The following is a 20,766-nucleotide window of genomic DNA, read 5'->3' on the forward strand; positions in this document are numbered from 1 at the left end:
CTGCTCGCCGGGACCACGGCCGTCGCCTGCTCCGGCGCGGCGGTCATGAGACCGACCGTCACGGCCACGGCGGCGACGGCCGTGGTCCCGGCGAGCAGCGGTCGCCGTAGCCGGTTGGTGCGCGTCGTACTCATCGTTCTCTCGTCCTCCGGATGCTGTGCGGAAGCAGATCGGCCGCGGCCCGGCGGGACGTCTCCGTCCCGGGGCTCACGCGGTGCGGGGCGCTCGGTGCACCCGCGCTGTGAGAGGAGGGCATCGGACGTCCGGTTGTCCGGAGAGCCGAAACGTCACGAACTTGGCCGGAAGGCGCTCCCACGACGAAAGCCGGGTACGACTGTCAAAGCGGCACCCCACCACGGGAAAGGAGATCCGGTACGGGAGAGGCCGGGAACGTCGCCGGTGGCCCGAAAACGCCAGTCGCCGATCCGACGGCGGCACGGCGTGTGGGAGACCTCTGCGCGTGCGAGCCGCCGTCGTTGCCGACCCACGCCGGGCAACGGCAGGAGCGGCGGGTCGATCGAGCCCCCCGCGCCCACTCTCATAGGCCGGGAGGGCCACAGCGACGGGGGCGGACCGATCGAGTGAGCGGTGCGGCCCGGTCGGGTCGGGGCGGCGGAGGGGACCCTGTCCCGTCAGCCCGGCCCGGAGGTGTCCAAGGTGAGGATCAGGAGGGTGACGTCGTCCTGGATCTCGGGGGCGAAGCGGCTCAGGTCCGCCCAGATCTCGTCGGGCAGCTGGTCCAGGCCGACACCGGTCATACGGGCCAGGCGCTCGACGAAGGGGTAGAAGGCCCCGGAGGCGTCCCGTGTCTCCAGGACACCGTCCGACGCCAGGAGCAACAGGTCCCCGGGCAGCAGCGACACCGTCGCGGCGGTTCCCGCCATGACGTCGGCGAGGCCCAGTCCCAGGGGCGGTCCGGGGTCGAGTTCCAGGATGCTCACGGCTCCGCCGCGCAGCAGGACCGGCGGCGGGTGGCCGCAGGCCAGGACACGGACCTCCTGCCCGTGCGGCATGAAGTCCAGAAGGACGGCCGTGGCGAAGAGCTCCGCGTGCTCCGTCCGCGCCGAGTCGACCACGAGCCTGCGGTCGAGCCGCGCCGCGATCGACTCCGCGTCCACGTCGTCCAGCACGGCCTCGCGGAACGCCCCCAGGACGGAGGCGACCGTCGCGACGGCCGACAGACCGTGCCCCTGCACGTCGCCGAGGACGGCCCGCACCCCGTGGGGGCCGGGCCGGACGTCGAAGAAGTCGCCCCCCACCAGCGTGCCGCGCTCGGCGGCGCGGTACAGGCTCGCGCAACGCACGGGCCCCACCCGCTGCCGTACGTCCGGGACGACGGCCCGCTGGGCCGTCTCGGCGACGGTGCGTTCCAGGTCGAGCTGCTCGTCCCGGCGCCCGCGGACGAAGGAGACGAAGACGCTCAGGGCGGCGACGAAGCCGAGGGTGAAGACGTCGGCGTTGCCCGGCTGGTTCAGATGGAAGAGGGGAATGGTCAGCAGCCCGATCGTCGCGGCGCCGAGAAGGGCCGTGGCCAGCGGTCCGTAGGCCAGGACGGCCAGCGGAGGCACCGCGCCGAGCAGGAAGCCGATGTCCAGCGGGACGGACTCGGTGAGGGAGGCCGCCCCGACCCCGACGAGCAGCAGCACGGGCAGGACCCGCACCCAGCGGGGCGGCGGGGCCCCGCGCAGCCAGCTCCGCCGGTGCGGGCCGGTCGCCGCCTTCCTTGGCTTCACCACACCACCAGGCTCCTACGCCGGAGTGCACCGCGCACTCCACGGCCCCCGCCCCGCCGGAGTGGCGGGGCGGGGCCGGCCATCCCGTCCGCACCACCTGTCCGGTGTTCAGGGGAGGAACGTCACTGCCGGGAAGACTGCGCACGGCCCGTCGAGCAGGTGCTCCCGACGGTGGCGCAGGTGCTCGTCGAAGAAGGCGAGCGGGTACGCCTGCTGGATCTTCACCGCCTGGACGGGATCGAGGGTGCCGATCCCCTCCTGGAGCTGCTGCCCGCTCCATCCGAGCACCTTCGCCAACTGCGGGAACAGTGCCTCGTTGTCGCCGTACGCGATGTGGGCGGCGCCCTCGGCCCCGGACGTTCAGCCGCCAGCCCCGCAGCCGCGACCAGAACGCGGCGGCCTCGGGATCCGTGGCCCGGGTGAACTCGGCGGACATCATCATGAGCGGCCGGGCCAGGTCGCCGATCAGTGGCGGGTTCATCCGCATCGGACCGTCGAGGCTCGGCCCGACCCGGATGCGCTCGTCCGCGAGCGTGGCGCACGCGGTGGCCGTCCCGCCCTTCGACCAGCCGAACGCGCCCACGCGCCGCGGGTCCGGGACAGGCGGGCACCGACGCTGCCAGGGGATTGTGGTGACGGATCGTCAACCGTGCCTCGACGGCGTGTCCGTGGGCACGGGGGAACGCTGTCACGTGCCCCTCCCCCTCGGCATCGGCCCCACCGTTCGATTGCTCGCGGGCAGCATGGGCCCACGGGTTTACACCCTGGGGTTGCATCGGGTTGCGGTGGTGCGGTGAGTGGTGCGGGCCAGGTCACGGGCTGCCGTCGGCCGCGGTGAACACCACCGTCGGTACCCGGTCGGTGTGGCCGGTGAGACGGCCGCCGCGGGGCGGCCGTCGTCACCGGCGAGGACGTCAGCCTCCGGCGCGGGCCAGATCCGCGAACAGGCCGGGCCAACCACCCTCCGAGGAGTGCCGCTTGTGCTGGTCAAGGACCTGGTGCACGGCTCGTTGGAGGCGGGCGCCGAGGTCCGGGCGGGCCGCGACGTCCCTGAGGGCGGCGCGTAGCTCGGGCGTACGGTTCACCGGGACGCAGTGCAGCAGATGCGAGGCGAACGGGTCATCCAGGAGCGGAAGTTCACGGATGATCCGCAGGTGGGTGTCCGTGCCGCCTCCTGGGACGAACGACCGCATCGCCGCCCGCCATGCCTGGGCGATGTCCTTGCGGCGCCCCGAGCCGAGCGTGCTCGCCCGCAGGCGGCGGCCGACGTCGATCAGGAGGCCGGTGCGCTCGTCCTCGGTAAGCGGGGTGTCGCGCCGGTCCGGGAAGGCGAAGTTGCTCACCTTGATGACGGTGTGCGCGTCGACGGGTTCGTGGAAGGCCAGCCGGAGCGCTTCGGGGACGTCCGAGGCCGCGCCGTGGACGCTGTACCACCACACGCACCACAGGCGGGCCTTCCGGCCGAGTTCGCTCCCGCCGTCCAGCGTGTCGTCCGCGCCGCACTGCGCGCGCAGCAGCCGCAGGGCCTCCGCGGGCGGGTACTCGCGCCGTTCGAGTCCGGCTCCGACGAGTTCCACCAGCCGGCCCAGGGCCAGCGGATCGGTGACGCGGTCGATCCAGCCCGCCAGTTCCGTCCAGGGGAGATCCAGCGCGGTGCCCCTGCGCCGCAGTACGACGAGCAGTTCGGCCAGGGCCCTCAGCCTCGTCCGGAGCGGGTGGCTCATCACACCGGGGCGGACCGCTGGTACGGCGGCGCGCAACGTGCCGAGGGCGGAGGCGGTGAGCCGGGTGAGCGAGGCGTCGTCGAGCGCCACCCCGTTCACCAGCATCGTCTTCGCCTGCCGGAGCTCACCGATGCGGACCAGCAGATCCACCATCATCCCGGCCTCGACCTCGTCGGCGGGCCACTTGGTGTACGGCTCCGACCACGCCGTGACATCCGGCCCGGTCACGGCGAACCCGCCCGGAAGCTCCCCGAGGGCCGCGGCCGCCTCGGGGACACCGGCGACAGCGCCCCGCACCAGCAGCGGAAGCAGACATCCCGTCGAGCGCCAGACCTGGACGGGGTCCCCTCCGGGCGACGTCCAGGCGGCGGCCGCGCGTCCGGCCACGTCGGCGACCCGGTACGCCGGCAGGTCCAGCTGTTCCAGGGCCGTACGGGCGACCTTGGCACGGAAGTGCACGAGTTCCTTGTCGTCCCGGTCGGCGATCGGCATGCCCTGGACGAGCCAGTCGACGGCCAGGTCGCGTACGGCCCGGCCGACGGGACTGTCGGAGTCCAGGAGGCGCACCAGGGAGCCGCGGGACAGGTCGGCGACCTGCTCCCGGCGGGTGACCTGGACGAGGAGGCCGATCAGAGGTCCCGGATCGGCGTCGGGCGGGCACGCGTCCGCGGCGGCGGTGAGCAGGCTGCCGAGGAGCGACCGGTCGGCCGTGGTCGGGCCGGGGACGGCCGACAGCCGGGGGACGAGCTCAGTGAGCCGGTCGGCCAGTTCGGGGAACGGGAGCGTGCGCAGATGGGGCACCTGGACGGAGCTGTGGGCCTTGATCAGCGCGGACGAGGCCACGCGGGTGTCGCCGAGCAGTTCGTCCGCCCACTCGGCCCACCGGCGCGGCTCCCCGTGCGCGGCGCTCGACGCGGCCATGCGCGACAGGACGTCCGCCGCGTACTGGTGGTTGTCGGCTGCGAGAGCGGCCCGCACCACGGTCCTGACGAGCGGGAAGGCGTCCTCGGGCCGCGCCGCCAGGAGCCGGACGAGGAAGTCGGCGAACTCTCCCCGCGTGGAAAGTACGTGGTCGCCCCGGGTCGCACGCTCCACGAGCCCCGTCGTCCGGACGGCGCCGACGGCCTCCCCCGGATCGCGGGGCAACAGCCGGTCGAGCACCTCAAGGACGGCGAGCCAGGCGTTGTCCGCGCGGGCCACGGCGGCCTTGAGGCAATCGGCGTCCCGGGACCCGTACCCGCGTCCCGGGGCGGGCAGCAGTTCCAGGAACTGTCGGAGGGCCGGCAGTGCCAGCCTCGGGGAGCCGAGGACGTGCAGCAGGTCGGTCAGCATCTCCTCGGTCGGCAGGGAACTCTGGGCGCAGACGGACAGGACCGCGCGGCGCAGACCGTACCGGACCGTGGTGCGCTCCTCGTCGAGGTCGTCGGAGATGGTCTTGAGGAGCTGTGCGACGGTCGCCGCCGCGGCATCCGCCGCGTCCTGAGTCCGGTCCGCGCACAGCCACGCCTGCTCCAGCACCGCGAGCGAGAAGTAGTCCTCGCCGTCGGCCTCCTGGAGCCGCGCGACGAGTGCGCCGAGCCCGGCGGCGCCCCGTCCGTGGACCAGGGCGTAGCTCGCGGCGTACTCGAAGAAGGTCTGGTGGAAGAACTGGAAGACGCCGTTCACGAAGTGGCCGACGCCACGCTTCTCCAGCAGGCCCGCCTCCTCCCTGAGTTGCGCGGCGGTGAGCCCCGCCGGCCGCCGCACCCGGTCGAGCCATGCCTCGGGGCGGCCGGTCCGCAGCATCTCCAGCGCGAGCGCCACGGCTGTTCCACCGAGGTCGCGGCCGTGGTCCGGGTGGTTGCCGCCGCCGGGGTCCCAGGAACGGCGGTCGCGGGTCACCCGGTGGTCCCAGTACGTCTCGTACAGGCCGGTGGTGTCGACCACGTCGGGGACCTGACCCGGCGTGTAGATCTCGAAGAGCATGCGCAGGGTCAACGGCCGCAGGCACAGCGGGTGCAGGGAGATGTCCCGGGCCGCGATGGTCAGCATTCTGCTGATCAGGTCTTCCCGCAGCTGGGGGTCGTTCGTGAAGAACCTGCTGTGCGCCAGTACGGCGCGTTCGAACTCGCTGGTGGTGTGCGGGCCGGCCGCGGTGTCGTTGGCGTAGTCGCTCAGCGGCAGCCGATGCCATTCCGGGGGCAGTTCGGTCGCCTCGGCCACCCTGGAGGTCGTGACGACGGTGGCGCCCGCGTCTCCCGCCGCGTGCACGACGGTGACCAGTCGCTCCCAGTCGTCGTCGTTGTTGACCAGCACGTCGACGGTGTCGATCAGGACGGTCACGGTCCGCGCGTCGGCGCGGGCCTGCCGGATCGCCTCGACGAGCATGTCAGGGTCGACCCTGGCGTCTCCGGACGGGCCGGTGACCAGCCAGGTCGCCTTGAGGAAGAAGACCTCCCCGGTGGCCGTTCCGCAGCGGCGCCGCGCCAGGCTCCACAGGATGCTGGTCTTGCCGCACCCGGCCTCCCCGACCACCACGAGGGGGGTGAGCGCGTCGGTCTCCAGCCGCTCCAGCAGTTCCTCCTCCAGGTCGCGGGTGACGTAGAGGCCCGCCGCGAACTGGCTCTCCTGGCCGTCGGCGAACACCGTTCCCGAGACCGTGCCCGCCGAGTGCCGCGCACGGTCGCTGAGCAGCCGCAGCCGGGGCAACGGGTCGCCGGGCCGGAAGCCGAGGGAGGACTCCCGGGAGGCTCGGGTCGGCGGCCCGGCCCGCTCGGCCGGAGAGGCGTCGAGGGCGGAGGAGAGCCGTGCGGATGCCTCCCGCATGCGGTCACGCCCGTGCTGCCCGGGGCCGGGAGCCACCGGCATCTCACGCAGGTCCACGGGTGACAACAGGGCGAGGCTTCCCGATGCCTCGCCCTCGACCAGTACGGGAACCAGACGGTCGGGGGCGCTCGCGTGGTCGAAGTCGTGGACGATGTGATCGCGCTCGTCCGTCATGCCGGGGTCCGCGAGATAGGCGGGACTGACGAGGGCGAGAACCTTCCCGCCGCCGTCCACGTGCTCCCGTAGCGAGCGGTGCCCCGGCCGGTCGGCGGACGGGCCCATCAGGACCTGGTGTCCCGAGGCGGCCAGGACATCGTGGACGAGGTCGGCCCAGGGCCGGTCCTGGGGCACCCAGCTCAGCATGACGGCAGGTGCGGCACCGCTCGGCCGGGACGGTTCGGGCGGACGCGGGTCCAGTATCCGGGCGTGCGCACCGCTCGCCACGGACCGGGCGATCGCGGATGCCGGAACGCCCTGGTTGAGCGCCCCCGCGGCATAGTGGTGGATGCCGACGAGCCGGCCCCGGAGATCGACGACGGGGCCGCCCGACGACCCGGGCGTGGTGTTCACGTTCCGGTAGCGGATCCGCGTTCCCTCGTCGTTGATCACCGCCGGGGCGGTCGTGTAGGAGACGCGCGTCGGCTCGCCGAGCGGGTGGTGGACGACGAACAGCAGATCCGTGTGGGGGAAGTCGTAGGCGTCCGGTTCCAGCAGGTAGTGCCCGCGGGGGCCGGGATCGGCGGACAGGGCTGCGGGGAGGGCCGGCACCGGACCGCCGTCGACCCGCAGGAGGGCGTAGTCCAGATGGTCCGGCGGCGCCTCCCAGGAGAGCGGGGAGGCGTTCCGTTCGGCGGCGGTGGGAGGACTGCAGGCGAGCAGCTCCGTCAACCGCACCCGCGTTCCCCGCTCATGGGGTGCGGCTGCCGCTCGCCCGTCGCCGTGAGGCGTGACGAAGTCGAATCGCGCCTCGAACCCGTCCGGCATCCGTCCCGGTTCCAGGGCCGTCCCCAGCACATGACCGGCCGTCAGCAGCACGTCGGGCGCGACCAGCACTCCCGTCCCCACGGGCCGGCCGCCGGTCTCCACGCGCGCGACCCGGACCGTCACGTCACGCAGGACCCGGATGAGGTCCGCGGGGTCGACCAGACCGGCGGCGGCCCGGGTGATGCCTTCGAGACCGGCCGCGTACGCCGCGTCGCCGGCCTCGTCCGGGCCGGGCCCGTCGCCCTGCGGGGCGGCGTTCTCAGCGCCCATGCGCGTGCACGATCCGGGCCACCGCGGCGGCGTGCACCGCGACGTTCCGCTCACCGACGAGACCCCTGAAGTGCAGGGCGACCGCCTTGCCGGAGTCCAGGTCGATCACGGCCGAGCCGGAGTTACCCCCCAGGGTCGTGGCGTCGTGGTGAACGATGTCCTTGCCGCGCACCGCGGTGACCTTCCCACCGGCCAGCCGCTTGCAGCCGTAGACGCCGTCGAAGATCCGCTGCTGGTCGTCGGGGTCCGCGCGGGAGTCGCGCGCCGGGTATCCGATCACCGCGACCCAGCGCCCCGTGCGCGCACCCGAGGGGTCGAGCTCGATGGGCGCCGGCGGTTCGCCACCGTCCTCCCCGGTCGCGGCGATCCGCAGCAGGGCCACGTCGAACCTGCTGTCCGGTTCGATCCAGGCGACCTCTGTGACCCGGAACCGGGACTCCTCCGGCTGCTGGTACTCCTGGTACCAGTCCAGGTCGGCCCGTACGGTCCTGCCCGTCCAGGACTGCTTGAAGGCGAACCCCGTACCCTCACCCGTCCTTGCTTCCCTGGCGAAGATCTCCGCGACATGACGGTTCGTCACGGCCAGTCGGGGACCCACCATCCAGCCGGTGCCGGCCCACTGCATGGCGTGGTTGCGAAGCTCGACGCGGCCGACACTGGGGATCGCCCGCTCCAGCGGCCGACGGGCGCGTTCCAGGCGGGCCGTCACGTGTGCGCTGGTGGGCAAGCCGTCGGGGGGCAGCCGGAACGTCGACCGCTGCACCAGGTGCACGGGCCGGGTGAAGCGCTCGACGATCGCCTCCAGACCCGAACCGTCGGGCCCCCAGGCCCCCTCGGCCATGCGCTCCACGGCCTCGGCCGCCCGGTCGACCGTGAGGCCGGCGTCCATGCTCTCGAATCCGCCGAGTGCGGCCGCGCCCGCGGCGATCTCGTCGAAGCGGTCGAGGAACTCCTGCCGCACCTCGTCGTCCGAGAACAGTTGTCGATAGTCCAAGACGCCGCCCTCTGGTAGGTCGACGGGTCCGCGTTCGCGGCCCGTGAGGGGGATGATACGAGGGTGCTCCCGCTGGGCGGGAGGGCTCCCCGAGGCCTGGCCCGCGCTGCCCGCGGGTCCGGACGGGTGCACGTCGACGCGGCCGTGAACCTCGTTGCGCGCGACAGCCGTTACGCAGCGGCTGGCCCGTACTCCCGCTCTTCAGCCATCCGTTGCCGCGTTCGACGGGTGCCCGGGTTTGGGCGAGTGCCCGATCGGCGGTGGATGAGCCCAAACCTGACCCGGTCGGACGGCCGGGGAACGACAGCGCGGCTCAGCGAAGAGAGAGCAGGCAGACCGAGGGAGAAGTACGTCGAGGCGGCCCGGGCGCTCTCCGGGATGCGCCGACCACGTGATTCGGCGATCCTGGACTTATTCCCTGAACGGACATGTCCACGACCGTCGATCGCATCAGCCGAGTCTCCATCCGGCGGGTGAAGGAGGCGCTGTGGTTGCCCTGACCAGCATTCCGTTGAAGGGCGGGGGCCGCGTCCTGGTCGAGGATCCGACGCCGTCGGACGGGCCGGTGAAGGCCGGCCGCGCCGGCGACGCGATGCGTGAGCTGCCGGGAAGCCTGCAAGCGGCCCTGGAGCCCATCACCGAGGCCGCACGCGCCACCCTCCAGCAACTGCGCAAGGCACGCCCGGACGCGATCACGGTCGAGTTCGGGGTCAATCTGGCGGTCGAGGCCGGCGCCGTGATCACCAAGAGCCGCGCCGACGGTCATCTGAAGGTGACCGTGTCGTGGGAGCGCGACGGAGCCGCCCTGTCGGCCCCGAACGAGGAAGGGAGTTGATCCCGTTGGCCAGGACGCCGGGGGCGCCGGACGGGTCGGGGGCGGCGCGACTTCCGCGTGCCGTGGCCCAGGTGCTCGGGACCGACGGCACCGTCGCGGGGGCGGGATTCCTGGTGACCGGGGACCTCCTCGCCACCTGCGCGCATGTGGTGCGGGCCGCGGGTCACGGCCCCGGTGACCGCCTCACGGTGACCTTCCCCCGGGTGGACGGCGCGGAGCGGCTCGACGGCCTGGTCCTCGAAGGACCCTGGCGTAACGCCGAGGCCGAGGACGTGGCGTTCGTCCGCCTCGACGGCGTCCCCGCCGGGGCGGAGGCGGTGCCGCTGGGGCCCGCCGGGGGCAGTCGCGGTCACCGTGTGCGTTCCTTCGGTTTCCCCGCTCAGGCCCCGCGGGACGGACACTTCGGTTTCGGTGTGGCCGGTGATGTGCTGCCGGCCGCGCCGGGCGGGGTCGAGCTGCTCCAGCTGACCGGCGCCAACGACCTCACCACCGGGTTCAGCGGCGGGCCGGTCCTCGACGAGGAGACCGGCCTGGTGGTCGGCATGGTCACCGAGATCACCGCGCCCGACGCGTACGAGCGCGGGCAGAACATCGCGTACGTCACGCCGACCCGGACGCTGCGGGAGCTACTTCCCGAGCTCGTCGAGAGCGAGGTGTGTCCCTACCGCGGTCTGGAGTCGTTCACCGCCGAACAGGCACGGTGGTTCGAAGGCCGCCAGGAAGCCGTACGGCAGGTCATGGCGAGCCTCGCCCGGCAGCGGCTCACGCTGCTGCTCGGCCCTTCGGGCTCGGGCAAGTCGTCGTTGATCCAGGCGGGTGTGCTGCGGGCGGTCGCCGCGGGCGAACTGCCGGGCAGTGACCGGTGGTCCATCGTCTTCGTCCGGCCCAGGCAGGACCTGCCGACCGAGATCGAACACGCCGGGCTGCCCGGCGCCGCCACGGACGGGATCGCCGCGGCCGTCGACCGCCACCTCGACGCCGACCGCCGAAGCGACCGCGTCCTCCTGGTCGTCGACCAGTTCGAGGAGGTCTTCACGCAGCCCGGCGCGGACGTGCGGGGCAGTCGTCGGCCGGTCGCCGACGAGATCGCCGCGGCCGCCCGATCGAGCGATCGGCTCAGCGTGATCCTGATCATGCGCGACGACTTCTACCCTCAACTGGCCGCGCAGGCACCTGAACTCCTCGAATCCGCAGCCCCAGGGCTCCTCAACGTCCCGAGCACTCTCAGCCGGCAGGACCTGCACGACATCGTCACCCTGCCCGCCGAGGACGTACGGCTCCGGTTCCAGGCAGGGCTGCCGGAACAGCTCATCACGGACGTCCTGGCCACGGCGCCCGACGGCCCGGGGGCGTTCGAGGTACCCGCCACCGTCCTGCCACTCCTCGAGCTCACGCTCAGCCAGCTGTGGGAGAGACGCCAGGACGGCTTCCTGACCCACGAGGCGTACCGGCGTATCGGAGGGACCACAGGAAGCCTGACGACTTGGTGCGACACCGCTCTCGACGCGCTGTCCGAGGAGCAACGGCCCGTCGCCCGACAGATTCTCACCTCCCTGGTACGCCCGGAAGACCCCGTCCGTCGCATTCCCGCCACACGCGCGCAGGTCCCTCTCGACGAACTGCGCGAACTGGCGGCCGCCCCTGACGGCAAGCCCGGCGAGGATGGCGCATTCGACGAGGTCCTCGCCGTCCTCACGCACCACCGCATCGTGACCACACAGATCCGGAGCGCCGGGGAGAGCCCCGACGCCCCTCCCGGCCGCCCGGTGGCCGAGCTGATCCACGACGCGCTGATCCGTGACTGGCGTACCTTGCACGAGTGGGTCGGCCAGGAACGTCTGTTCCAGGAATGGTTCGAGCGCACCCGCGAGCGGCGCGCACGCTGGGCCAACGGGCAGGATCCTGGCGACCTGCTGGCCGGAACGGCCCTCGCGGAGGGCCTCGACTGGGGACGTCAACGCCATCTTCCGGGCGACATCGCGGCCTTCCTCGCGGCGAGCAAGCAACGCCAGCACGCCGTCATCCGGCGCAGCAGACGCCTCAACAGCGTCCTCGCGACGCTGCTGGTGCTCGCCCTGGTCGCCGCGGGCGGGGCCGTCTGGCAGTGGCGGGCGGCCGTCGACGCACGCGAGACGGCGCTTTCCCGCCAGCTGGCCGCGCAGTCCACCGAGCTCATCACCACGAATCCGGAACTCGCCTCGCTCCTCGCCGTCAAGGCGTACCGCACGAGCCACAACGCCGAGTCCCTGGAGAGCCTGCGGAACGCGGCGTCCCTGCCGCAGCATCGACGCCTGACCGGACACACCGACACGGTCCGCACCGTGGCGTTCAGCCCGGAGGGGAAGACGCTCGCGACGGTAGGCGACGATCGCACGATGCGCCTGTGGGACGTGGACACCGGCAAGGTCCGCGTCATCGGCAAGGAGCACACGAACGAGGTGTACTCGGCCGCGTTCAGCCCCGACGGCAGGACTCTCGCGACCGGCGACGCCGACGACACGGTGCGGCTGTGGAACACGACCACGGGCGAGTCCCGCGCCATCCGGGACGAGGGCGCCGGCCAGGTGGTCTCCGTGGCCTTCAGCCCTGACGGGCGCACTCTGGCGACCGGAGGCACGGACACCGAGGTGCGTCTGAGGGACGCGAATACCGGTGAGCTGCGCAGGAGCCTGGCCGGGCACACCGATGCCGTGTACTCGCTCGCGTTCAGCACCGACAGCAGCACTCTGGTCTCCGGCAGCCCGGACGCGACGGCACTGATGTGGGACGTGGCCACCGGAGGACAGCTGAGGAAGCTGGACCATCCCGGCCCGGTCTACTCGGTCGTGTTCAACCGCGCCGGGACGACCGTCGCCGTCGGCGGCGCGGACGGCACGGTGCAGCTGTGGGACACGGCCACCGGCGAGGCCCGTAGTACGGCGAGCGGCAACGCTGTGGCGTCGGTGGCGTTCAGCCCGGACGGACGCACCTTCGCCACCGGCAGCGACAACGTCGTGCAGCTGTGGGACACCGCCACGGGTGCGGCCCTGACGAGTCTGTTCGGCCACACCGACGACGTGCAGTCGGTGGCGTTCAGCCCGGACGGGCGGATCCTCGCGTCGGCCGGACTCGACCGCACGGTGCGGCTGTGGGACACCACCAGCGGAGCGGTACGCGCCACCCGGGCCGGGCATCCCGGCGGGGTGCTCGCGGTGGCGATCGACCCCACCGGAAGGATTCTCGCCGACGGCGACGCCCACGGGTACGTCCGGCTGACGGACATGGCCGACGGAAAGCTTCGGGCGCCCGCCAGTCGGCACGAGGGCGAGGTGTACTCGGTGGCGTTCAGCCCCGACGGCGACACGCTCGCCTCGGGCAGCTGGGACGGCAAGGTGCTCCTGATCGATGTCGCCACCGGTGAGACCCGGCATGTCCTCGCCGAACACGGCGGTGAGGTGCACGGTGTGGCCTTCAGTCCCCGAGGTGACCTCCTGGCCTCGGTGGCCACCGACCGTACGGTCGCGTTGTGGGACCCGGACACGGGCAAGCTCGTCGACGTCCTGGAGCAGCAGGCCAACGGGATCAACAAGGTGGCGTTCAGCCGTGACGGACGCGTCCTCGCCACCGCGGGCAGCGACGCGCACGTCCGGTTGTGGGACGTGGCCAGCGCCAGGCTCGTCGCCACCCTCGTCGGTCATACGAGCCAGGTGACGTCGGTGGCGTTCAGCCCCGACGGACACACGCTCGCCTCGGGCAGCTCGGACCGCACCGTCCGGCTGTGGGACCTCCCGTCCGGCGCCCCCCGAGCCACCCTGCTCGGCTCCACGGACGAGGTCGACGCGGTGGCGTTCAGCCCCGACGGACACACACTCGCCGCGTCCGGCATGGATCTGTCCACCCGGCTGTGGGACGTCGAGTCCCGCGAACCGCTCATCACCTTGATCGGGCACACCGACGCGGTGTTCGGCGTGGCGTTCAGCCCCGACGGCCGCACCCTCGCCACCGCCGGGCTCGACAAGAACGTACGGCTGTGGGACACCGCCCTCCCCGAGCCCGGCGAGGCGGTCGCGAGCATCTGCCGGACCGTCGGCCGTGACCTCACCCCGCAGGAGCGGTCGGCCTATCTGCCGGGCCGGTCGGCCGGCCCCGTCTGTGGCTCGGACTGACACGACGACGGGGCTCCCACGGGCGGGTGGTCAGCCGCGAAGGGGCGGCGCTGTGCCGAGGCTGCACCGTCCACAGCACGCCGGCGTGCCGCACCCCGTTGAGCCGCTCGACGCGGTGCGAGGCGTCGAATCACGATCGGTCCTTCATCTCGATATGACAGCCTCGGACGCCTCCCATCGGGAAGGCGAGGGCATGGAGACGCAGCTTTCACAGGCCGATGCCACTGTCGATGGCAGGCCGGGCTCCGGGCCGGGCTGTTGTCCCGTGGCTCCGTTCACGCTGTGGCGCTGTCTCCCACGGGGAATGTAGGCCCGCGCAGCACGCCGTGGTGTGCGTGGTGTGCCGGGTTTCTGTCCTCTGCGTGCCGCGAGCAACCAAGGGCCCGACATCGACTACGGGCACGACCTGTCTGATACCGGTCGCATGCCGCCCACGAACCGTTTCCATACCCGCCGGTCCTAGCGTCCGGCACAGCCGTCATGGCCGCCCGCCACCACCCTGTGAGGAGAATCCGTGCTCGAAGGCTTCGGCGAAGCGCTCGCGGACCGGGAGTACTTCCTGCCGCTGCCCGGCGTGACCGACCCCGGGCCGCGCTTCGCACCCAGCGAGGTGCCGCCGGGCCGACGCGGCGCCGTCCGGGGCATCTGGACGGCCTGGGGCGGCCCGCGGACCGGGCTCGCCGAAGAGGGCTGGAAGATCCACGTGTCGGCGCGGCTGGACCGGGCGCAGCACGTGCTCGACACGGTCGCCGGGATCTGTTTCTCCGAAGGCGTGCCGTTCAAGCACCTGAGCGCCCGGCTCTTCTTCCTGTTCCTCCATCACAAACACGCCGCGCGGGCCCAGTCGGGCAAGTTCTGCGCCGTCTACCCGCCGGACACGGCGACCGCGCGCCGACTCCTGGAACGCCTGCGCGACGCGCTCGACGGGGAGGAAGGGCCGTACGTGCTCACCGACCGGCGCTTTCGCGACTCGCGGACGGTCCACTACCGCTACGGCTCCTTCGGCACCCGCAGCCGGCTGCGCGCCGACGGCACCCGCGAGGGGCTGGTCCGCGACGGCTCCGGCCGCGAGGTCGGGGATCTGCGGCTGCCCGCGTTCCACCTGCCCGCGGGGATCACGGACCCCTTCGTCGAGCAGGAGGAGCAGCCGCACGAGGGCCCGATCCTGATCCGCGACTACGAGGTGACCCGTGCGGTGCGCCTGAGCAACGCCGGCGGCACCTACCAGGCCCGGGACCGGCGGACCGGCCGCACGGTTTTCGTCAAGGAGGCGCGCGCCCACAACGGGCTGGTCTTCGACGGGACCGACGCGCGGCAACGGCTGCGGCACGAGTACGGCGTGCTGCGCGAGCTGCACGCGGCCGCCCCCGGAGTGGGCCCGGAGCCGCTGGACCACTTCACGGAGTGGGAACACGACTTCCTCGTCACCGAGTACGTCGCCGGGCAGCCACTGGTGGGGTGGCTGAGCCGGTCCTCCCCGCTGGCCCGGGCCGACCGCACGGCCGAGTCCGTCGCCGTGTACTACGAGGTGTGCCGGCGCCTGCTGGCCGCGCTGGACGCCTCGCTGAAGCGGCTGCACGCCGCCGGCTACCGGTTCGGGGACCTCAGCCTGGGCAATGTCATGGTGACGCCTTCGGGCGGGATCCGGCTGGTGGACTTCGAGGCGGCCTCGGCCCTGTCCACGGCACCCTCCGGGATCGGCACCCCGGGGTTCACTCCCCCGCCCGGCCTGCTCCGGGCCGACTCCGATCCGCTGCTGCGGGACCGGTACGGCATGTCGGCGGTCGCGCTCGCGTTCCTGGCGCCGTTCAACGAGATCGCCGAACACGCCCCCGCCAACCTCGCACTGCTGCGCCGCGACCTGGCGGACGTGGCTCCGCCGCCGGACCTGTGGCAGCGGGCCACCGCCTTCCATCTGACAGAGACCCAGGCGCAGGACCAGGCACAGGACCAGGGCGGCCCCGGCCGCCTGCCCTCCCCCGCCGAGCTGGACACCGATCCCCGCGGCTGCCTCGCCCGGCTGGCCGAGGAGGTTGCCGCGGGGCTGCTGGAGATGGCCGACGCCGACCGGCCGGAGTGGGCCTTCCCGCCGTCGCCCGAGGCGTTCCGGACCAACAACGTGTGCCTGGCCTACGGCACGGCCGGGGTGGTGCACGCCCTGCGCCGCGCCGGGGCCGCGGTGCCGGAGGAGATCGGCGAACGGCTGCGCCGCGACACGCTGGCGCAGCGCGACGCGCTGCCCCCCGGACTGCTCGTCGGCTCGGCCGGCATCGCCCGGGCACTGGCGGGCCTCGGCCGGCTGGAAGAGGCCGTCGACCTGCTCCGGGACGCCGACGACCACGCGCTCACCGCTTCCTGCGGCACGCTGGCCGGCGGGCGGGCCGGGGTCGGCCTGGGCTGGCTCGCCCTGCACCGGCTGACCGGGGAGAGCAGCCACCTGGAGCGGGCCGCCGCGGCGGGGGAACGCCTGCTGCGCACCCCCGACCTGCCCGCCACCCTCGGCGAGCACGACGCCCGCGGCCTGCTGCACGGCCGCTCGGGGCTCGCCCTCTTCCTCCACCGCCTGGCCCGCGCCACCGACGAGACCCGCTACCTGGAGGCCGGCCGCATGCTGCTCCACCAGGAGCTGGACCGGACCTTTCCGCTGGACGACGGCGCGCTGTCCATATCCGACGACACACGGCTCACCCGTGCCATGCCGTACCTGGCCACGGGCGCGGCCGGCGTCGCGGCGGTGCTCACCCGCTACGTGGCCACCGCGCCGGACGAACGGTGCGCCGCGGCGCTGCCGAGGCTGGTGGCCGGCATCCGGGTCTCCTGCGCCACGAAGGAGGCGGGACTGTACCGGGGACTGGCCGGACTGACCTGGTTCCTCACCGAGCACGCCGAGCTCACCGGAACGGACGCCGCCCGCGCGGACGCCGTGCGCGCCGCAACCGGCCTGCTGAAGTACGCGGTTCCGTACCGGCGCGGTGTCCGCTTCCTCGGAGCGGGTTCGCAGCGGTTCACCGCCGACCTGTCCAGTGGCGGAGCGGGTGTCCTGCTGGTCCTCCACCGTCTGCTGGCCGGCTCGCTCCTGACGGAGCCCCACCACGCGCGTCCCCGCATCCCCGCGGCCCGCTGACGGCACCGGGCGGACGTCCCATGAACGCCTTGGCACGGCGGCAAGCACCTCCGTACCGAGGTAGGCAGTTGCCAACCGGCACCACCCCGAGAAGAAAGCGGAGAGCATCCATGAGCCAGATCCTCGCGCTCCAGACCCTGGACACCGAGCCGGAGGCCTGTTCCCTCCCTCCCTGCTTCAGCGTCGCCTGGAGCATCAGCGACATCTTCCCCGAGCCGATGTAACCACCCGCACCCCGACCGGCCGGACCGGAACGTACAGAGGCCCGGCCGGTCGGGGTGCTCGGGCTCGGGCTCGTCGTCGAACGTGAGTGCTCGTAGTCCTCTGTCAGGCCGGCGTGGAGGGAGGCGGCCCACAGGAATGGGGTCCGGGCCCGGTTGAGCCGCCCGGGCAGGTCGTCGCAGCCCGTCACCCGCGCCCCAGCCACACCAGCCACAACGGAGTCTCAGACTCGGGAGCCGCTCGTGATACGCGCGCACTGGACGACCACCGAGGTGAGACTGCCGTGGGTACGCAGCAGCTCGCGCTGGATGCGAGCCCCGTTGCCCCCTTCCAGCAGCCTGGCGATGCCTTCGCGGACGCGTTCGTCGTCGCCGCTCTCGACGAGGACCTCTCGCACATGGGCGTACAGCGCCTGGACGACCTCCGCCGCCGGCGCCTCTCGCATGGTTTCGGGATGGAGGAGGGGGCCGTCCAGGCCAGACCGGCCGGCCCGCCATGCCGCCAGCCGAAGCAGGTCCGTGGTGACGCGGGAGGGAGGACACCCTCCGCGCCAGGCCCTGGCGGCAGTCTCGACGAGGGCGCGCACCAAGGCGGCGAGGAGTACCGGCGTCGACGCTTCGAGGCACACGTCCGCCACTCTGACCTCCACTGTGGGGTAGGTGGCCGACAGCCTGGCGTCGAAGTAGATCATCCCCTCGTCCCGCAGGACTCCCGTGCCGAGCATGGCACGCACCTGCTCGTGGTAGCGATCGGCGGAGCCGAAGACAGGCATGGGGCCGGCGGACGGCAGCCTGTTCCACACCCGGCTGCGATAACTCGCGTACTTGCTGTCCTGCCCCTGCCAGAAGGGCGAGTTCGCGCTCATGGCGGTCAGAACGGAGAGCCAGGGCCGAATCCTGTCCAGTACGGCGACACCTTCCTCGTCCGACTCGACCGAGACGTGGACGTGGCAGCCGCAGGTGAGCTGTTCCTGCGCGGTCAGACCGAACTGTTCGCCCAGCCACGCGTATCGCCTGCCCGTGTTCAGCGAGGGCTGGGCGGGGAGCGGCGAGGTGGCGAGGGCGGCCACGAGCGCCCCTGCGGACGCGGCGTGCCGGCCGGCCTCGGCGCGGCACCGGGTGACTTCATCCTGGAGTTCGCCCATCTCCGTCACCGGTTTGGTGGCGAACTCCACCTGCTCCTTCTGCAGTTCCTTCTCGAAGGCGTGCTCCGGCGCGTCGTCGGCGGCGGAGGCATCGCGGCACCGCTGACCCGCGGACCGGTCCGCGGCCGCGAGGACGGCACTGGCCAGAGCGAGGGGCTTCCCGGTGCGGGCGTGCACGAGAAGCAGCTCTTCTTCCACGCCCACACTTCTCATTCAGCCACCGCCGTTCGGCTGGTCAGCCCTTGAAGACGTCCCTGGTTGATCGACCTGCTCCTTGGCCTGCTCGACTTCGGGCCCGGCCGTTCTCCTTGCCCGACGCACCTGGCCGCTCCCTCAAGAGTGGGACCGAAGGCACAGGTAAGTACTGACCGACATCCCGACCTGCAAACCTGTCGAAGCCCCTCGGCGCCTCCCCGGCGAGCGGAACGGGCCGCCACCACGACGTCCCCTCCGTCACACATGCGCCGCTTCACGAGACACGCCCGCCCGTGGCCTACGCGGCGCCGAGCGGGCTGTCACCCAGATGGGCCAGCAGATCGGCCGGATCGCGGTACACGGCGGCGGCACCGGCCTCCTCCAGCTCGGCCCGCGGGATTCCGCCGCAGAGGAGGCCCACGGCGGTCACACCCGCGCGGGTGGCCGCCTGCATGTCCCACACGGTGTCGCCGACGAACACGGCCCGCTCGGGTGGCATCTGGGCCAGTCGAAGGGCGTGCCGGACGGGTTCCGGTGCGGGTTTGCCCTCCTCGACGTCGTCGGAGGTACTGGTTGCGGCGATGGCGTCGTCGGCGTCGATGGCCCGGCGCAGGGCCGAGAGCTCACTGTCCTTCGCCGACGTGACCAGGACGACCAGCCAGCCGCTGCGGGCGAGGGTGCGCAGCAGGTCGGCGACCGAGGCCAGGGCGGGCAGGCGGTCGAACCAGGTGGCGTACAGGGTGTCGTGCGCGGCGCTCAGGCGGTCGTCCTGCGCATGGTCGCGGTCGCCTCCCAGGAGGTGGTCGAGCAGGTCCTCGCCGGGCAGGCCGATCGACCGGTGGACGGAGTGCATCGGCACCTGGTGTCCGGCCTGGCGCAGGGCCTCCCACCAGGCCACCACGTGAAGGTAGTTGGTGTCGGTGAGCGTCCCGTCGACGTCGAAGAGCGCGGCACGGTCCATGGTTCTCCTCCTCACGGTTCCCGCAGGGCGGGGAGCGGCTCTGCCTGCGCCCGGCGGAGGAAGGGCTCCCGCTGGTCGCCGCCGACCCGGCCGCGCGGCCGCCGTGCGACCCCGGCCGGGTGAACGTGTGGTCGCAGGTGACGGAGGGGGCGAAGCCCGCCCTCTCGGCCCCCACGGCGTGGGCGACCCGTTCGCGGGGCGTGGCCTGGTCGGTCTTCATCGTGTTCCCGGAAAGGGCCATGTACACCACATTGCTCCTTCCCTCTCGGTCCCACGAGCCGACAGCATTGCCACGACAGCAGTGCCAGGCCCCGAGAGCCTCGCCCCGACGCCGACCGTCGGCGGCCTGTCGGCGCACCACCGAGCGACCCGGGCACACCGAGCAAGCGGACGGTGTGCCTCCGCGCGACAATGGAACGGTGTCCTGACACGAGGGAACACTGTCCAAGATCGCGCCGACATCAGCCCCCGGTCCCATGAGCGGGCCGCCGCGCCCACCGAGGACGGGAGCCCCCGATGACCCCTCCCAGCCCGAGCGCCCCGGAATCCACCACCGGCCCCCGCCTCGTCGCGGCGCGGGGCGACCTGTCGAGCGCCGTGGAGAGGGCCCTGCGGACCGACCGGCCACCCGCGTACACCGAGGCCAGCCTCCGAAGGGCGGACCCGTGGGGAGAGGACCTGCAGCTCGCGTTGTACCTGCTGTACGAACTCCACCACCGGGGCTTCGAAGGCGTCGACGACGATCGCGAATGGGACCCGGACCTGCTGCGTCTGCGGCGGGAGGCCGAATCCCTGTTCCTCCACGCGCTGCACACCGCACTCCCCGGTGCGCCCCGATCCGTCGACGAGGCCTTCGCCCCGCTGCTCGTCGAAGAGGTGAATCCGGCCGGCGGTGTCAGCCACCACCTGGAGAACGAGGGCGAGCTGTGGCAGTTGCGCGAGTACGCCGCGCTGCGCTCCCTGTACCACCTCAAGGAGGCGGACCCGCACGCTTGGGCCATCCCGCGGCTGACCGGCCGCGCCAAGGCCGCGATGGTGACCGTCGCGTACGACGAGTTCGGCGCCGGTCACCCCGAACGCGTCCACGCGCGGCTCTTCGCGGACCTCATGACCGATCTCGACCTCGATCCGGCCTACGGCCACTACCTGGACCACGCCCCCGCCCCGCTGCTCGCCACCGTCAATCTGACGTCCCTCTTCGGACTCCACCGGGCCCTGCGCGGAGCGCTGGTCGGCCACTTCGCCTGTGTCGAGGTCACCTCCCCTCCCGGCTCACGAAGGCTCGCCAAGGCGATGCGGCGCTGCGGCGCGGGACCGGCCGCCGAGCGCTTCTACACAGAGCGCGTCGAAGCGGACGCCGTCCACGAACACGTCGTACGGCGTGAGGTCATCGGTGGTCTCCTCGCCGACGAACCCGCACTGGAGCCGGACATCGCCTTCGGGTGCGCGGCGACCGTCCTGCTGGAGGACAGACTGGCCGCCCACGTGGGCGAAGCCTGGGCGTCCGGGCGCTCGGCGCTCCGCAGTCCCCTTCCGGCCGCGGACGCGACGAGCCACACCTGAACGGACCCGACGGGTTGCCCGTCGCCCGTCCTCGCCCCTCGCCCACCGCCCATCGCCCATCGCCCAT

At 72.7% G+C, this 20,766-nt stretch carries 10 protein-coding genes; 4 read left to right on the plus strand and 6 right to left on the minus strand.

Going from position 1 to position 20,766, the window contains the following annotated elements; genetic code table 11:
* Positions 1-632: 632 nt before the first annotated feature.
* From AOK00_RS12140 to AOK00_RS12155, 4 genes are all read right to left on the minus strand, one after another.
* Positions 633-1,736: a PP2C family protein-serine/threonine phosphatase gene (locus AOK00_RS12140; protein ID WP_055600328.1), complete on the minus strand. Its 1,104-nt coding sequence runs from the start codon at positions 1,734-1,736 to the stop codon at positions 633-635.
* A 105-nt stretch (positions 1,737-1,841) separates the two neighbouring features.
* Positions 1,842-2,030 carry a hypothetical protein gene (locus tag AOK00_RS40235; RefSeq protein WP_254047340.1) on the minus strand — a complete coding sequence of 63 codons (189 nt, stop codon included), beginning with the start codon at positions 2,028-2,030 and terminating at the stop codon, positions 1,842-1,844.
* A 617-nt stretch (positions 2,031-2,647) separates the two neighbouring features.
* Positions 2,648-7,516 carry a trypsin-like peptidase domain-containing protein gene (locus AOK00_RS12150; RefSeq protein WP_055600329.1) on the minus strand — a complete coding sequence of 1,623 codons (4,869 nt, stop codon included), beginning with the start codon at positions 7,514-7,516 and terminating at the stop codon, positions 2,648-2,650.
* Positions 7,506-8,510 carry a trypsin-like serine peptidase gene (locus AOK00_RS12155; RefSeq protein WP_055600330.1) on the minus strand — a complete coding sequence of 335 codons (1,005 nt, stop codon included), beginning with the start codon at positions 8,508-8,510 and terminating at the stop codon, positions 7,506-7,508. Before AOK00_RS12155 ends, AOK00_RS12150 begins: the two co-directional genes overlap by 11 nt.
* A gap of 487 nt (positions 8,511-8,997) precedes the next feature.
* Between AOK00_RS12155 and AOK00_RS12160 the strand changes: the two genes are divergently transcribed.
* From AOK00_RS12160 to lanKC, 3 genes are all read left to right on the plus strand, one after another.
* On the plus strand, positions 8,998-9,345 hold the full coding sequence (locus tag AOK00_RS12160; protein WP_055600331.1) for a CU044_2847 family protein: 348 nt from the start codon (positions 8,998-9,000) through the stop codon (positions 9,343-9,345).
* A 71-nt stretch (positions 9,346-9,416) separates the two neighbouring features.
* Positions 9,417-13,490 carry an nSTAND1 domain-containing NTPase gene (locus AOK00_RS12165; protein ID WP_254047341.1) on the plus strand — a complete coding sequence of 1,358 codons (4,074 nt, stop codon included), beginning with the start codon at positions 9,417-9,419 and terminating at the stop codon, positions 13,488-13,490.
* 514 nt (positions 13,491-14,004) lie between these two features.
* Positions 14,005-16,614 (plus strand): class III lanthionine synthetase LanKC, encoded by a 2,610-nt coding sequence (gene lanKC, locus AOK00_RS12170; protein WP_055600333.1) that lies wholly within the window; start codon positions 14,005-14,007, stop codon positions 16,612-16,614.
* Positions 16,615-17,059: 445 nt separating this feature from the next.
* On the opposite strand, the gene AOK00_RS12175 is transcribed toward lanKC, so the two are convergent.
* Together AOK00_RS12175 and AOK00_RS12180 are read right to left on the minus strand one after the other, a co-directional pair.
* On the minus strand, positions 17,060-18,193 hold the full coding sequence (locus tag AOK00_RS12175) for a glutamate--cysteine ligase (RefSeq protein WP_055600334.1): 1,134 nt from the start codon (positions 18,191-18,193) through the stop codon (positions 17,060-17,062).
* A gap of 280 nt (positions 18,194-18,473) precedes the next feature.
* Positions 18,474-19,136, minus strand: a complete 663-nt coding sequence (locus tag AOK00_RS12180) for an HAD family hydrolase (protein ID WP_055600335.1) — start codon at positions 19,134-19,136, stop codon at positions 18,474-18,476.
* A 516-nt stretch (positions 19,137-19,652) separates the two neighbouring features.
* Here AOK00_RS12180 and AOK00_RS12185 point away from each other — a divergent pair.
* The gene (locus AOK00_RS12185; protein ID WP_055600336.1) at positions 19,653-20,699 is read left to right on the plus strand and encodes an iron-containing redox enzyme family protein; all 1,047 of its coding nucleotides are present in this window, start codon (positions 19,653-19,655) and stop codon (positions 20,697-20,699) included.
* Positions 20,700-20,766: the final 67 nt, after the last annotated feature.

The organism is Streptomyces aureus, assembly GCF_001418135.1.
GTDB lineage: Bacteria > Actinomycetota > Actinomycetes > Streptomycetales > Streptomycetaceae > Streptomyces > Streptomyces aureus_A.

Bases quoted from the DNA above. Each gene is read 5' to 3' on its own strand.
- AOK00_RS12150 (WP_055600329.1), bottom strand. From the start codon at position 7,516: ATGGGCGCTGAGAACGCCGCCCCGCAGGGCGACGGGCCCGGCCCGGAC.
- AOK00_RS12175 (WP_055600334.1), bottom strand. From the start codon at position 18,193: ATGAGAAGTGTGGGCGTGGAAGAAGAGCTGCTTCTCGTGCACGCCCGC.
- AOK00_RS12180 (WP_055600335.1), bottom strand. From the start codon at position 19,136: ATGGACCGTGCCGCGCTCTTCGACGTCGACGGGACGCTCACCGACACC.
- AOK00_RS12185 (WP_055600336.1), top strand. From the start codon at position 19,653: ATGACCCCTCCCAGCCCGAGCGCCCCGGAATCCACCACCGGCCCCCGC.